Source organism: Haloarcula mannanilytica, assembly GCF_005406125.1.
Classification (GTDB): Archaea; Halobacteriota; Halobacteria; order Halobacteriales; family Haloarculaceae; genus Haloarcula; species Haloarcula mannanilytica.
The window spans coordinates 1-14,175 of record NZ_BIXZ01000002.1; the positions used below are offsets into that span (position 1 = coordinate 1).

Below are 14,175 nucleotides of genomic sequence, written 5' to 3' on the forward strand. Positions count from 1 at the left end.
ATCGCGGTCTGTAGGGTAGTTTGGCCACGTGTTACTGAGCTATATGCCACGAGTCTAAACTCGTGCGACTAGCATGGCTAAATCGGACTCCGATAGCAATGGCCTCCGGCAGGATCAACCGGAATGTATCCCGGCACAATGCCGGGGGGTTAGGCGGGATCACACCCGATAAAGGGTGTGGTCGCTATCGAAGGGTGTTCGAGGACACCCGTCGACCGAGTGTCACCGAACTATCAGGGCTAACATCAGATCCCATCTTGACGGCGGACCGCAGGGGTGGAATCCTCATTTCTTCGGACCTGATTGTTGTCTCGAAGCCACCATAAAGGCTTCGAGTTTCGTTGGCGAGTCGGTCCCGCCTGGTCCGTGTCGGCAGGGGTTCGATGTCCCCGACCGAACGTCGTTCGCGTTCATTCCGAATACCCTGTTACACTTAAGGGCATCGGAGTGGGACTCACGTCGAACCGCACGACGTGAGCGACCTTCGCGTTCATTCCGAATACCCTGTTACACTTAAGGGCGTCGGAACGAGTCCGTTCGTCCGGGGGCGTCGGCCCCTGACCGCGTTCGCATTTCATTCCGATGAGTGAGCCACACTTAACCCCGTCGAAGGGAGTCGCCTACGGGAAGTGATTACACGGGTGTGAGTGTTGCACACGACTACAGACGGCCAGTACGGCTTATCCGAAGTGAGTACCTGAGATGGAGCAGTAGTTCTCGCGCGCACGTGGGCGCGGAGCGACCGCTACCGATCGAAAGGTCACCGAAAATGTCGAGACCGCGACCTAGATCTCGTCTAGGTGTTCGACGCCCTGCTTCGAGACGTTCCCTTTCGTGATGTCGCCGGGCATCCAGTCGGGTTTGTCGTCCGGGGCCTCCTCGACCCATGCCCACGCTTCGTAGATGTGGACCTTGTGGGTCCCCTTCTCGCGTAGTCGTATCTCTTCGGGGTCAGCCTGGTCCTCGCCGTCGGCCGGATCGAGTCGGCGAGCTGCCTTCAGCGCAGCCTGCCGAGGTGTTCCGCCCGAGAAGACGCTCGATTCGTCACCGTCTTCACGCAGTGCGAAGTTGCGCTTGTCACTGTCGGGTGCCATGGTTTTCACCGCTCCATGCCAATTCAGCACATGCCAGAACATAAATATACCCCCCAATTCGCCTTCCGTCGGCGGATACTTTTATAAACGAGGACCGAAGTGGACCCGTTCGAACCCTCAAACCGGCTGATTCAGACCGAAAATTCGGGGTTATGTCGTCACGCGCGCTCACGAAACCGCCAGCCAGCGGCCGGCGGCACGGTAGACTTAAGTGTATCCTGCAGTGAAGTGCGGAGTAGGATAGCGCGATGGTGCGAAAGAAGAAGCTCAGCCCGAGTGGCGCCAAAGATGAGGACGGCGAGTACCACAACGTACATATCAACATCCACGAAGACGAGCTAGCCGTCGCCGGGATGGAGATCGGCGACGAGGTGTTCGTTCGCGTCCGGGACAACAAGATTATCATCCAGAAGGCCGACCCCGAAGAGGTCGAACACGACTTTTGAGGCACCATCGACGGTGACACAGTGCCACCGGGCAGAGCTACCGGGGCAAACGCCCGATACCAGTCGGTCACCACAGTTCTTCGAGCCAACTGAACCACCCACACAATGAGACCCTACGATATCGCGAAACCACTCCTGTTTGCCCTGCCAGCAGAGACTGCTAACCGGAGCGTCCACCGACTGCTGGCGGCAGTCGACGGAACGCGGGTCGCCGACGCGATGGCCGACCGCTACACCGTCGCTGACGACCGACTCGCCGTGGAGGCGTTCGGCCACACCTTCGACAACCCCGTCGGGGTCGCCGCCGGGTTCGACAAGAACGCCACCATCCCCGGAGCGCTGGCGTCGCTCGGCTTCGGCTTCGCCGAGGTCGGCGGCGTCACGGCCGAGCCACAGGCCGGCAACGCCCGCCCGCGGATGTTCCGGCTCAAAGAGGACGAGGCCATCATCAACCGGATGGGGCTGAACAACGACGGAGCCATCGTCATCGGCGAGCGGCTGAAAAACGTCGACGCGCCGTTCCCAGTCGGCGTCAACATCGCCAAGACGGAACATGTCGGAACAGACGAAGCCCCCGAGGACTACCGGACTACGTACGACCACGTCGCCGAGGGCGGAGACTTCTTCGTGGTCAACGTCTCCTGTCCCAACTCCGAGGGGTTCGAGGAGCTCCAGAACCGCGACGCGATGGAAGCCATCCTCGGCGAACTCCAGGACGCGGGCGCGGCCCCGCTACTCGTGAAGCTCTCGCCTGACCTCCCCGAACCGGCGGTCGAGGACGCGCTGGACCTGGTGACCGAACTCGACCTGGACGGCGTCGTTGCGACGAACACGACGACGGAACGGCCCGCCAGCCTTCGCTCGCCAAACGCCGTCGAGACGGGCGGCCTCTCCGGGAAGCCAATCGAGAACGAGGCGACAGAGATGGTCAGGTTCGTCGCCGAGCGCGTCGACGTGCCCGTCGTCGGCGTCGGTGGCGTCTCGACACCCGAGGGCGCATACCGCAAGATCCGGGCCGGGGCCTCGCTCGTCCAGTTATACACCGGCCTGGTGTACCGCGGCCCGTCCATCGCCCGCGAGATCAACGAAGGACTGCTCGACCTGCTCGCGGAGGACGGCTTCGACTCCGTCGAAGACGCCGTCGGTGCGGACCTGTAACTGGTGAATCTTGAAGTACGGGTGCAGCGAACCGCCGGTATGACCGCCAATCCACGCACCCTGCACATCGCCGCCTGGGACGACCGATTTCTCGCGTGGCTCCTCGATATCCTTCTCGTCGGTATCGCCCTCTCCGCACTGGGTGAGGCTGCAGGCGTATTCTCACTCCTGACCGGTAGCCTCTCAGCGACCACGCCGTTCACCGGTCTGAACGGCCTCGGACTGTTCGTCTACTGGACGGTCCTCGAAGGTCGGCAAGGCCAGTCAGCCGGCAAAATGGTCATGAACATCGCCGTCACGGACGAGCGTGGCGACGCTATCGACTACGGGACGGCGGCCATCGAGAGCTTCGGGAAGGCGTTCCTGCTCCCCATAGACATCCTCGTCGGCTGGCTGGCCTACGAGAAGGAAGGACTGCGGCTGTTCAACAAGCTCTCCTCGACTATCGTCATCGAAACCGACGAAGCGGAGACCGGGAAACCGAGTGACGTGGAGTACGTGTATCCAGACGAAAGGTAGCGCAAAGCGGGTGGGGCAAAGAGAACCGAGCGTTCGCTTCGCTCGCTGCCGAACTTACTCCAGCGCGTCCAGTCGGAACTCGAAGGCCGCGACCGGCAGTTCCAAGTCGTGCTCGACGAGCACTTTCGGGTGAATCTCGCCGATGACGCCGACCGATTCCCCATCGAGGACTACCTCAGCGGCACGGCCGTCGATGAACGACGGATGCGTGGTCGGGGGCGTTTCGAGGTCCTTGTCGAAGGCGTCGGCGAGCGCCTGCAGGCGAGCCTTGGCGTCCTCGTAGGAGGCGTCCGTGCGCGCGAGCGCGGCCGCGACGGTACGGTGTTCAGCGACGCCGGTGTTCTCAGAGTCATCAAGGCCAGCGGCGAGTCCGATTTCGGCGAGGTCCTGTGGGTAGCTCCGATGCGTGTTGTTCTCTAAGACCATCATGATGGACGGCAACGCCCACGTCCGGAGGATGGTGTAGTCCTCGCTGTAGGGCTCCTGGATGGTGACCGGGTCGGCCAGTCCGACGGCGTCCCCGCCAGTATTGTCGGGAGACAGCCCCATCCGCTCGAAGTTTTCGGCCTCGTTTATCATGTGGAAGTTCAGCAGGTCCTCGAAGCCCAGTCCAACGAGCGCGTCGCGGGCGGCGTCCTCCAGCCGCGAGCGGTCGTGGCGGCCACCGACCGTCGAGACATCCGGGTACGTCGGTTCGAGGCTGTTGAACCCGAGCGCGCGGCCGATGTCGTCGATGATATCGAGCGGGTGGATGACATCGACACGGTAGGGCGGAATCTCCACCTCGTAGGCGACGCCGTCGTCGGATTCCGTCTCTGTGGCGTCGAGGCCGGCCCGCTCGGCGTAGTCGATGACCTCCCGGCTGTCGAGTGAGACGCCGAGAATGGATTCGATGCGGTCATGCGTGACCGTCTTGGTCCGCACGGTGAAGTCCGGGCGTTCCAGGGTCTTGCCGGCGTACTCGCCGGGCGCGTCGTCGGCGTAGGACACGTCGACCTTCTCGACCTGGCCGCCGCGGGCGGCGAGCGCGTAGCAGACGATGTTGCACATGTGGTCGATGGTCCACTGGTCGGTCCCGGTCATCTCGATGAACAGGTCCCGGGAGTCGACGCTGACCTCGGTCCGGCGGCCGTTGATGACTGGTGGGAACGAGAACAGCCCGATGGCGTCGTAGATGGCTGGCACGCGGTCGAAGTCGGCAACGAGGTCGCCGTAAGTCTGGCCGGTCTCGTGGGAGTCGATGACCTCACTGGGGGTCATCTCCGCGTCGGCGTCCAGCGGGACGAACGTCGCCTCGTCGGGATCGGCGCTGGTGTAGGTGATGGACTTGCCCGTCTCGTCCGTGACCGAATCGCCTTTCAGCATCGTGAGGTCGTGAACCCCAATCGCGCCTTTCGCCCGCTTGCGTCCCATCGTCGCGTGGAGCTTCTCCTGCAGTTGGATAAGCGACTCCAGCGCAGCTTCATCCAGGTCCAGCCCGCGGACGATAGCGCCGGTGACGTACGGGCGCTCGTCGGGCTGGTCCTCGACCTCGATGGTCCAGTCTGCGCTGTTCGTGTTGGGGACCTCCACCCCGCGGTCGTCGCCGTAGTGGTAGCGCAGCGACCGCGCGACACCTTCGACGGAGAGGCGGTCCAGTCTATCGGGCGCGAACTCCAGTTGGAACTCGTCGTCCTCGGTCCAGCCCTCGAACTCCAGCCCGAGGTCGAACAGGTCCGATTTGAGTTCGTCGTCGTCTTTCTCGTCGTGGCCGGTCAGATACCGCAGTTCGTCGGGATCGACATCGACGACCGGCATCAGCGCATCACCTCCGTCTCCCGCAGCAGTTCAAGGTCACACAGCGTCCCGTGTACGTCCCGGATGTCTTCGAAGCCATACATGAGCATGAGTAGTCGTTCGAGCGAGAGACCCCACGCCATCACGTCGCAGTCGACGCCAAGCGGCGTGAGCACCTCGTCGCGGAAGATACCGGAGTTGCCGACCTCGACGACCTCGCCGGTCTCGGGGTGGGTACCGAACAGCTCGAAGCTCGGCTCCGTGTAGGGGTTGTAGTGGGGCTTGAACTCCAGATCGGTGATGCCGAACTGCTCGTAGAACTCCGTGAATGTCCCCATCAGGTCCCGCACAGAGAGGTCTTCGGCCATCACCCACCCCTCGATCTGGAAGAACTCAAGAAGGTGGGTCGGGTCGAGCGTATCGTTGCGGTACACCTTCTCGACGCTGAAGTAGCGCTCGGGCGGGTCCAGTTCGCCGACCTGGTGGCCCGAGAGATAGCGCATCGACAGCGAGGTGGTGTGGCCCCGCAGGTCCATCCCGCGGGCGATGTCCTCGGTCCAGGGCGAGTGATACCCCTCGCCGTCGGGGCCGACGCCCTCCTTATGGGCTGAACGAACCCGTTCGACGAGGTCGTCGGGTAGGTCGTGAATCTCGTCAGGTTGTTCCAGCGCAAACTGGTCCCAGTGGGTCCGAGCCGGGTGGTCCTGTGGCATGAACAGGCAGTCATTGATCCAGAACTGGGCGTCGGCGTGGGGGCCTTCCATCTCGGAAAAGCCCATCCCGACCAGCGTGTCCTTCACGCGGTTGGCCGTCTGGCGGAGGATGTGCTCCTTGCCGTGGCTCACGTCCTCGGCGTCGGCCTCGACGTTGTACTCGGTGAAAGCTACGTCTTCCCACTCGCCGCTTGTGAGCAGCTCGGGGGTGAGCTGATCGACGGTTTCGGCGGCCTCGACGCCCTCCATCAGCGCGGTGACGCCGTCGTCGGTGAGCCGGACCGAACGAACAGTCTCCTCGCGGACATCGAGGAGGCCGCGCCGCTCAAGCTGGTCGAGCGCGTCCGCGTCGGCGTCTTCAACGCGGCCGTCGGCGACCGCCTCCAGCGCCAGCATCTCGGGGTCCGATCCGGTGTCAGCGTCGGGGTTAGCCGTGATCTCGCCGCTGTCGATCTCACCGTAGGCCTTGCGGGCGTAGTTCGAGAGTGCGATGTCGACCGCACCGCCGTCGAGGCCCGAGGCCCCGATGGCCTGCCCCATCTGGACCGGGCCGTCGGCCGCGCCGGCGTCGATAGCTGCCTCGTAGAGGTCCTGCTCCGGCAGGCTCTCACGGACGTACCGGTCGCCCTCCTCGGTGAGTTCGTAGTGTTCCAGCGTCTCCTCGGCGACGGACACCAGTCCGTCGGCTTCGAGTTCGAACGCCGCTCTGGTGGCCGCTTCCGGTTTGAGGTCGGCGTCCGCGGCCACGTCGTCGATGCGCCTGTCTTCCTGTGCGTCGGCGGCCTGCAGGACGGCCACCTGTGCCTGTGGTCGTTTCATACGGGTGTCTCGGTCTTGTGGGGATAACCGCGGGTCGCTCAGTTAACGGTTCTCACTTCCTGCTCGCGGTTTCGTCCGCCCGCGCCTCTCGACGCCGCCGGAGTCCACGCGCGCTCAGGCAGCGAAAAAGAAGCCGAACCCCGGACTGTCGACTGGCTGGCGAGCGACGCCTGGGTGGGATTCGGATACCATATCCGAGCGATTGTGACTACCAAATAAAAACGTTGCGCGTGTGATTGTCCCGACACGAGCCGACTGACTCCGCTCCAGCCCTCAGTCCGCACTCGTCCGCGCGCGGTCGGAGTCGAGGTCGATATCGAGTTCGTCGAGTTTGTCCTCCCACTCTTCGCGTTTCTCCTGGTGGTCTTCGAGGAACTCCGCCATCAATTCGGCGGCCTGCTCCTTGCAGCCGCCACAGAGCCGTTCGCCGCCGACGCACTCATCGTACACCTCTTTGGCGAACTCATCGTCGTCGCCCGACAGCAGGTAGGCGTACAGCTCGTACACCGGGCATTCGTCGGCCTTCCCGCCCTTCTCGCGCTGTTCCTCGGCAGTGGAGCGGCCGCCAGTCGTGGCCGATTTGACCTTGTCGTAGCCGTCCTCGGGGTCATCAAGCAGTGAGATGTGCGAGGCCGGAATCGAGGAGGACATCTTGCCGCCGGTGAGCCCGGTCATGAACCGGTGGTAGATAGACGAGGGCGGCTGGAAGCCGTAGCCGCCAGTGTCGAGTTCGACCTGCCGGGCCAGTTCTTCGGCCTCGGCGTGGTCCAGGTCGAAGGTGTCGATGTGCTCGTCGTACACTCGCTTCTCGCCGTCGATGGCCTCGATGAGCGCCTCGAACGCCGCGTCGGTGGCGTTGCGGTCGAGGAAGCGAATCCGCGGGCGGAGCGGCTCCTTCCCTGCCTCGTCGAGTTTGGCGACGACGGACTCGCGGGCGTCGGCAGGTGCTGGCTGGTGGTCGCGCAGCCAGTCGGCGGCCTCGCCACAGCGGGGCCGGTCGGCGTCCTCGGCGTACTCCTCGCGGGCGTCGTAGGCCTGCCGGAGTAGGGTCCGCTCGACGGCGTCGGCCTCGAAACTGGCAAACGCCTCCGTCACGCCGAAGTACCGCATCCGTGCCGCGAGGTCCCGCGCCAGCCGCATGTGCGGGTCCTGGTCCGGGCCGACGGGGATGACCGTCGGCTTCGGCTCGTCCAGTTGCGGGTAGAGGATATCGGCCATCTGCGTGACGACCGACTGCATGTGCGAGATGTCGGTCTCGCCGTCGAAGTCGTAGATGGCCTGCAGCTCCGAGAAGTTCGCCTCCGCGCCGAGTTCGAACGCGAGGTCCTGCACCTCGCGGTTGTCGGACTGGCGGTACAGCGTCCCCTCGTCGGGGTCGAAACCGAGCGCCAGCAGCGAGAGGATGTAGTTCGTCGCGTGCTCGTCGATTTCGTCCCACGAGAGTCCGCGGGCGCTGTGGGCTTCGAGGTCCGCGATGAGCGCGTAGGCGTCCCCGCCCTGCTGTTGATGCCAGATGATTTCGTCGAAGACGAGCTTGTGTCCGATGTGGGGGTCGCCGGTCGGCATGAACCCCGACAGCGCGGCGAAGGGGTCGTCGTTGCGCATCGCGTCAGCGACCGGTCGGTAGTCCCGGTGGCCGAAGATGACCCCCCGGCGCATCAGGTAGTGCGGATTGGGGACTTCGGGCAGGACCTCGTCGAACGCCTCGATGCCGAACTGCTCGAACAGTTTGCGATAGTCGGCGATGGTCGAGGAGCCCCACGGGTCGAGCGTCGCCTCGTCGGCCCCTTCGGCCTCGGTGCCGCCGTCCGGGAGCACCGGTTCGCCGCCGGAGAGCGCGTCGGACTCCCGCCACTCTCCGCCCGACTGGCGGCGGTCCTCGTCGGGCGATGCGTCGTCGTGGTGGGAGTCGTCCGGTGTCATGGCTGTGGTCGGCTCGCGGTGAGCCACGTTACAGGTGCTTTGGTTCCGGTCGGCGCAAAAAGGGTTCGTTTCGATACGCCGCCCAGGGCGGTGTCACAGCGGATGACAGGTGACCGAGTCAGGGAGTCAGCCGCTCGACGGCGATCCACTCGATATCGTCAGTATCGTCATTGTCGGGGCTGTCGTCGCTATCGCCGCCATCAGCCGTCAGCGCAAACACCATCGTCTTCCGGACGCCGTGAGCCAAGCGTACGTCCAGCGCGAGGTCCCGCGGCTCGAAACAGTGGTCGGCCGGCAGTACCCGGACCAGTAGCTCCGAGTGACCCAGGTTCTCGGCGTTCTCGACATCGGCGTAGGTCCGGAAGTCAGCGCCGAATTTGAACCCGGTCTTCGGGGCGACGCCGCTGGCGCGCAAGGCAGCGTACACGGCCAGCCGGCGGTCGAAGCGATCGCCCTCGACCTCGCGGCCCCGCTCGATGACGGCCTCGGCCCCGCCCTCGACCGTGAGCAGCCCCTCCCGTGCAAGATAGGCGGCCTCGACGAGTGAGAGCTGTACCGCGCCGTCGTCGTCGAGTTGCTGCCCGTAGAAGGCCTGCTCGTACAGTTCCGCCGGCGGCTCCCAGCACACCACCCGCTCGGCCAGCAGGTCCCCCTCTGTGGACGGGACGACGGCGTCGCTGGTCCCGTCGACAGCCCGCCGGCCAGTGTCGAGATACGTCACCTCGCTCTCCTCGTCGACGACCGCCAGCACGCACTCGCCAAGGTCGGCGGCAGCGACGGTGTCGCGCTCGCCGACAACCCGGACGCGGTAGGCCACCTCGTTGTCCCACGGCCCCTTGCCGCGAGGGTAGACCACGAAGTCCATGCCCGCGGCCTCGTCGACCCAGCCCTCTCGGGCCGGCGTGAGGTAGAAGCCCCGGTCCCGGAGGTCCTTGTAGACGGCAAAGTCGACCTCGGAGACGGCCGCCGACCCCAGGAAGGCCCGGAAGTCCATCCCGTCGATGCTCTCGATGTCCCCGCGGTAGAGGAGGTGCGTGGCCTCCACCGGAGCCAGGTCGATGTCGCCGTTGCGGACCTTGCCGTAGCCACGCGAGTCGTAGAACCGCTCGCGTGCCTCGTAGCCAGCCCGCACGACATCGCCCTCAAGCGTCAGTTCCATGCTCGGACGTGGCCCCCGCGGCGACAAAGCCCCTGCGGGTCCGAACTGGTAGTGCAGGGAGGTACAGTTTGACAGCCGCGAATAGAGAGAGCCAGAAAGCCCCGAGACGCTGGAGTCGGGGGCCGGTCTGCGCTCCTCGCTTCGCTGCGGTGCTTGAACCCGCCGCCTTCCTCAAGCGTTTCGCCCCTTTCAGTCCCACCCCGCAGCGGTTGGGTAAACAGGCTAAGTAGGGTTTTCCGGCGGCTCAAGGCTGTATCTCCAGGTGAATACAGTCCTGAAAACTCATCCCAGTTCCGAGCAGGTACTGTCCAGACAGCGTGTTCCACTGGCGGTTTCGAACAGCGGCAGGCCACAGTCACAGTCGCCGACGACGACACCAGAGGGCATCGAGAAGCCGGTGTCACAGTCTGGATAGTGCTCACAGCCGGCCAGCAAGCCGCCCCGGCGGAGAATCAACAGGTCGCCGTCGCAGTTCGGACAGTCCCACTCGCGGTCGAAGGCCGCCGTGACCGCATCGTCCAGCGAGTCGCAGTCGCGGTCGAGACACAGTTCGAAGGCGCGGCCGCGTTCCACCCGAAGCGTGGGGAGTCCGCAGTCGTCACAGCGGCCGCCGGTGACCGCGGCGTCGCTCGGAATTCCGTAGGCGGCGTCACAGCCGGTACAGGTGACCTCGCTCCGGGCGCGGACCAGCGTCCCGTCACAGTCGGGACAGTCGCGCACCGGGACGCCAGCCTTCGAGGCCGGATACCGGGCGCTGCCGTGTTCCTCGTGGGTGACCACGCGGAGGAGTTCGTCACCGTCGCGAGCGATTACCGTCCCGTCCTCAACGGTGACGCTTTCCGCGCGTGTGAGCCACGCGACCGGCTGATACCCAGCAGCGTCGTGGACAAGAACGGTGTTGTCGGGCTTGACGACAACGAGCACGTCGCCACGCTGTTCCCGCTCGCGCGATCCCTCGAAAACGGTCGTACACTCGCCGGCCATCACACGGGTTCCGTCGTGCATGGACCGGCCTGGTCGTGTGCTGGTATTTGAACGTTCCCACGGTAGGGATTTTGGTTGTGAAATTGATAACTAAAACTGGCGTCGGAGATGGAGATAAATCGAGCCGCACAGTAGTCAGTTGGGTTGTAATTATCCGAAATTGAGGTTTGGTTTATCCAGGTTTATTAGTGTTTTGGCCATTAATTATCAACGCGGAGAATGCGGCGATAAGGGTTAAGTTGCGGATTATACGAGCCGTGGTATGGACCTGCAGATCAAGCTAATAGTCTTGCTTCTTACAATTTCACTGGCACCGCTAGCCGGTGTTGGGCTGTTATCAGCCAACAGCATGGGAGAGCTGAATCAAGAAGCCCAGACCCAGAGCGGGAACTACCTCCGGGGGGCAATGACCGACCAGCTGAACAACAGCGTCGAAGCGCGACAGGAAGGCATTCAGAATCAGGTCAATCAGCGCGAAGTCGACGTTCGGTCGCTGGCTGACTCCTCGACGACAGAGAACTACCTGGCCGCACAGGACGGCGAGATGGAACTCGTTCAGGAGTCGAGTCAGCGCCAACTCGGCTACATGTCCCTCCAGATGCGAGCCACCATCGACAGCGCGATGCAGACAGTGCTGGAAAACCAGTACGACGGACAGGACTGGGAGGACCTCTCTGCCACAGAGCAAGAGCAAGTCAAACGGGAAGTCGAGTCGATGGTCGGCGGCACGGCTGGGGACCAGACCCAGCCGTCCGGGACCATGTACGACTCGTTCCAGCCCGGCTACATGGGTGATACGGGCTATGCGTACATCACCGACAGCGACTCCAACATTGTCGTCCACTACGACCTCGACGACGGCCACAACCTGAAAGAGGACAGCGGTGGAACGCTGGTGGTCTTCGACGACATCAAGGCCGACATCGAGTCCAACCAGGCAGTCCGGAACGGCGAGGACTGGGGCATCGCCGAGTACGAGTGGGAAGACACAACCCAGGAGGGCAACCCCGAGATGACGAAGTTCATCGCCTACACCTACTACGAGCCCTTCGACTGGATCATCGCACCCAGCGTCTACTACCACGAACTCCAGCAGACTGCGGTCAGCGACGCCGAGAGCGAGATGGGGGATTCATTCGAGCGGTACCTCCTGACGCGGACGGTCACCGTGGGTGAGGAGGAACACCTGGCCTACGAAGAGATCACGTTTGCGGGACCGAACGGGGACGAAATCATCCACGCTGAGCGGAGTGGACAGGACGTGACCACCGGCTCGGACAGCTCACAGTCCTACGCCGATACAGACTGGTTCACCGGCGCTCAATCCGGCAGCCAGGGCGAGGCGTACTTCGGCGAGGTCCAGACCGAAGACGGCCACGAAAAGATGTACATATCCACGCCGGTGTACAGAGACGGGGAGTTCCGCGGTGTCATCGCAGCCCAGTTCAACTACTCCCTCATCACCGATACGACGAACCGCGTGACGGTCGGTGAGAGCGGCTACCTCTACATCCTCAACGAGCAGGGCGAAGTCGTCAGCCACCCGGATCAGACGATGATCGAGCAGCGAACGAACGTCGCGGAGGGCGAGTACGGGACGGAACTCGGGACGATTGCACAGAACCAGATGCTCGCCGGCGAATCGGGAATGACGACCCACACGAAACAGGTCGAGGGTGAGGGGAACGCCACGAGGTACGTCGGCTTCGCACCGCTACAGCTCGGCGACAAGCAGTACACGCTCGTCGCCACCGTCCCCGAACAGGACATCAACGAACCGATCGCAGCACTCGCCGCAACGCTCCAGAGCACGACCGACTCCGCACAGACCCTCGTCATCGGGCTGTTCGGTCTCGCGGCCATCGTGGTCTCGGTGACGGGATACGCCGCGGCCAGGTACATCTCGAAGCCGATCGAACAGGTCCGCGACCGGGCGATAGCACTGTCGAAGGGGCAGTTCGACCAGACGGACGACATCTCGACCGGTGACGACGAGATCGGTGAGATGGTGACGGCCTTCGAGGACATGCAGTCGAACCTGAATCGACAGGTCGAACAGATCGAATCCGTCAGCAACTCCCTCAGCGACGGACATCTCGACGACGAGATAGAGACCGACATGCCCGGGAAGTTCGGTGAAATCATGGTGGGCCTCGAAGACGGAATGTCCCAGCTCAGCGCGAGCTTCACTGAGATCAGCCAGGCGAGCCAGAACATCCGGGCCGGGGAGTTAGATCAGGACCTCGACACCGACCTCCCCGGCGACTACGGTGAGGTCATGCGCGAACTCAACTCCGGGCTCACGCAGCTCTCGGAGAGCTTCGAACAGCTCGAATCCGTGAGCGCGGACCTCCGGGAGGGACACCTCGACCAAGACCTCGACACCGACCTCCCCGGCGCGTACGGTGAGGTCCTCGCAAACATCGACGAGGGTCTCGATGCGGTCGACGAGAGCATCGCTAAGGTCCAGTCGATTGCACAGGACGTGAGCGAGGCGAGTACGGAGGTCGCGGCGAGTACGACCGAGATCGAAGAAGCGAGCCAGGAAGTCGCCGAGTCGGTCCAGGAGATCTCAAGCGGAGCCGACACCCAGTCGGACAACCTCCAGGAGGTCGCCAGCGAGATGAACGACATGTCGGCGACCATCGAGGAGATAGCTTCCTCGTCGGTCGACGTGGCCAACACCGCCCAAGAGGCAGCCGAGCGAGCGCAGATGGGGAGCGAACAGGCCGCCGAGGCGTCCGCGGAGATTCAGGAGATCGAGGACGGGGCCGACGACGCGGTCGACCAGGTCTCGGACCTCCAGACGGAGATGGAGGAAATCAGCGAGATCGTCGCGATGATCACCGACATCGCCGAGCAGACGAACATGCTGGCACTGAACGCTTCTATCGAGGCCGCCCGAGCCGGTGAGGCCGGCGAGGGCTTCGCTGTCGTCGCGGACGAGATTAAGTCACTCGCGTCGGAGGCCGGCGAGGCGAGCGAGGAAGTCGAGTCACTCATCACCGAGATTCAGAACTCGACGGACGAGACGGTCGACGATATCGAAGACATGCGCGACCAGGTCGAGAGCGGGGTCAGGACCACCGAGAACGCCATCGACCTGTTCGACGAGATCGCCGAGGTCGTCGACGACGCCGAAAGCGGCGTTACGGAGATCAGCGACGCTACAGACGAACAGGCCGCCACCACCGAGGAGGTCGTGGCGATGGTCGACGAAGTCAGCAGCGTCAGCGAGGAGACGGCCGCCGAAGCGAGTAACGTCTCGGCCGCCTCCGAGGAACAGTCCAGTTCGCTCACCAGCGTCTCTGAGAACGTCCAGTCGGTCGCCGGCCTCGCAGACGACCTGGAGGAACTGGTCGACGAGTTCGAGGTCAGCGACGACACGGACACGACCGAGTTGGAATCACTCGACATAGACGGCGCTGAGTCGGCCGCTGGCGACGACTGATCGACCGCGAGTCAGGCGGCTTCCGACCGCGCCAGATCCGAACAAACCGTACCGACCGTGCGGAACGCGACACCGATTTTTTACGACGCGCAAGGAGTACTGCGGGTACTCCGGTGGACGCAGCGATGTGCAG

The 14,175-nt window shown here is 63.9% G+C and carries 10 protein-coding genes and 1 rRNA gene; 4 read left to right on the top strand and 7 right to left on the bottom strand.

Annotated features, from left to right (window positions below; genetic code table 11):
* Window positions 1–125: ribosomal RNA gene (locus Harman_RS07170) — 16S ribosomal RNA — on the bottom strand; the annotation flags it as partial.
* Between the two features lie 660 nt (window positions 126–785).
* Window positions 786–1,094 carry a non-histone chromosomal MC1 family protein gene (locus tag Harman_RS07175; protein ID WP_137683144.1) on the bottom strand — a complete coding sequence of 103 codons (309 nt, stop codon included), beginning with the start codon at window positions 1,092–1,094 and terminating at the stop codon, window positions 786–788.
* 248 nt (window positions 1,095–1,342) lie between these two features.
* Between Harman_RS07175 and Harman_RS07180 the strand changes: the two genes are divergently transcribed.
* From Harman_RS07180 to Harman_RS07190, 3 genes are all read left to right on the top strand, one after another.
* Window positions 1,343–1,540, top strand: a complete 198-nt coding sequence (locus tag Harman_RS07180) for a hypothetical protein (RefSeq protein ID WP_004516407.1) — start codon at window positions 1,343–1,345, stop codon at window positions 1,538–1,540.
* Between the two features lie 105 nt (window positions 1,541–1,645).
* Entirely contained in the window at window positions 1,646–2,698 is a 1,053-nt protein-coding gene (locus Harman_RS07185; RefSeq protein ID WP_137683145.1) for a quinone-dependent dihydroorotate dehydrogenase, read from the top strand.
* Window positions 2,699–2,737: 39 nt separating this feature from the next.
* Window positions 2,738–3,217 carry an RDD family protein gene (locus Harman_RS07190; RefSeq protein ID WP_137683146.1) on the top strand — a complete coding sequence of 160 codons (480 nt, stop codon included), beginning with the start codon at window positions 2,738–2,740 and terminating at the stop codon, window positions 3,215–3,217.
* Between the two features lie 54 nt (window positions 3,218–3,271).
* Here the strand turns inward: Harman_RS07190 and pheT are convergent, their stop codons facing one another.
* The 5 genes from pheT to Harman_RS07215 form a co-directional block, all read right to left on the bottom strand.
* The gene (gene pheT / locus Harman_RS07195) at window positions 3,272–5,014 is read right to left on the bottom strand and encodes a phenylalanine--tRNA ligase subunit beta (RefSeq protein WP_137683147.1); all 1,743 of its coding nucleotides are present in this window, start codon (window positions 5,012–5,014) and stop codon (window positions 3,272–3,274) included.
* On the bottom strand, window positions 5,014–6,525 hold the full coding sequence (gene pheS, locus Harman_RS07200) for a phenylalanine--tRNA ligase subunit alpha (protein ID WP_137683148.1): 1,512 nt from the start codon (window positions 6,523–6,525) through the stop codon (window positions 5,014–5,016). Before pheS ends, pheT begins: the two co-directional genes overlap by 1 nt.
* Before the next feature lie 273 nt (window positions 6,526–6,798).
* Window positions 6,799–8,448 carry a tryptophan--tRNA ligase gene (locus Harman_RS07205; RefSeq protein WP_137683149.1) on the bottom strand — a complete coding sequence of 550 codons (1,650 nt, stop codon included), beginning with the start codon at window positions 8,446–8,448 and terminating at the stop codon, window positions 6,799–6,801.
* Window positions 8,449–8,566: 118 nt separating this feature from the next.
* A complete protein-coding gene (gene endA / locus Harman_RS07210) occupies window positions 8,567–9,607 on the bottom strand; it encodes a tRNA-intron lyase (RefSeq protein ID WP_137683150.1) in 1,041 nt (346 codons plus the stop codon).
* A 282-nt stretch (window positions 9,608–9,889) separates the two neighbouring features.
* Window positions 9,890–10,612 carry an endonuclease NucS domain-containing protein gene (locus tag Harman_RS07215; RefSeq protein WP_137683151.1) on the bottom strand — a complete coding sequence of 241 codons (723 nt, stop codon included), beginning with the start codon at window positions 10,610–10,612 and terminating at the stop codon, window positions 9,890–9,892.
* 241 nt (window positions 10,613–10,853) lie between these two features.
* On the opposite strand from Harman_RS07215, the gene Harman_RS07220 reads away from it, so the two are divergent.
* The gene (locus Harman_RS07220; RefSeq protein WP_200830853.1) at window positions 10,854–14,042 is read left to right on the top strand and encodes a methyl-accepting chemotaxis protein; all 3,189 of its coding nucleotides are present in this window, start codon (window positions 10,854–10,856) and stop codon (window positions 14,040–14,042) included.
* Window positions 14,043–14,175: the final 133 nt, after the last annotated feature.

What these genes read in the sequence shown, in the direction of transcription:
- Harman_RS07180 (WP_004516407.1), top strand. Translation starts at nt 1,343, where the DNA reads ATGGTGCGAAAGAAGAAGCTCAGCCCGAGTGGCGCCAAAGATGAGGAC.
- Harman_RS07205 (WP_137683149.1), bottom strand. Translation starts at nt 8,448, where the DNA reads ATGACACCGGACGACTCCCACCACGACGACGCATCGCCCGACGAGGAC.
- endA (WP_137683150.1), bottom strand. Translation starts at nt 9,607, where the DNA reads ATGGAACTGACGCTTGAGGGCGATGTCGTGCGGGCTGGCTACGAGGCA.
- Harman_RS07175 (WP_137683144.1), bottom strand. Translation starts at nt 1,094, where the DNA reads ATGGCACCCGACAGTGACAAGCGCAACTTCGCACTGCGTGAAGACGGT.
- Harman_RS07190 (WP_137683146.1), top strand. Translation starts at nt 2,738, where the DNA reads ATGACCGCCAATCCACGCACCCTGCACATCGCCGCCTGGGACGACCGA.
- Harman_RS07215 (WP_137683151.1), bottom strand. Translation starts at nt 10,612, where the DNA reads ATGCACGACGGAACCCGTGTGATGGCCGGCGAGTGTACGACCGTTTTC.
- Harman_RS07220 (WP_200830853.1), top strand. Translation starts at nt 10,854, where the DNA reads ATGGACCTGCAGATCAAGCTAATAGTCTTGCTTCTTACAATTTCACTG.
- pheS (WP_137683148.1), bottom strand. Translation starts at nt 6,525, where the DNA reads ATGAAACGACCACAGGCACAGGTGGCCGTCCTGCAGGCCGCCGACGCA.
- pheT (WP_137683147.1), bottom strand. Translation starts at nt 5,014, where the DNA reads ATGCCGGTCGTCGATGTCGATCCCGACGAACTGCGGTATCTGACCGGC.
- Harman_RS07185 (WP_137683145.1), top strand. Translation starts at nt 1,646, where the DNA reads ATGAGACCCTACGATATCGCGAAACCACTCCTGTTTGCCCTGCCAGCA.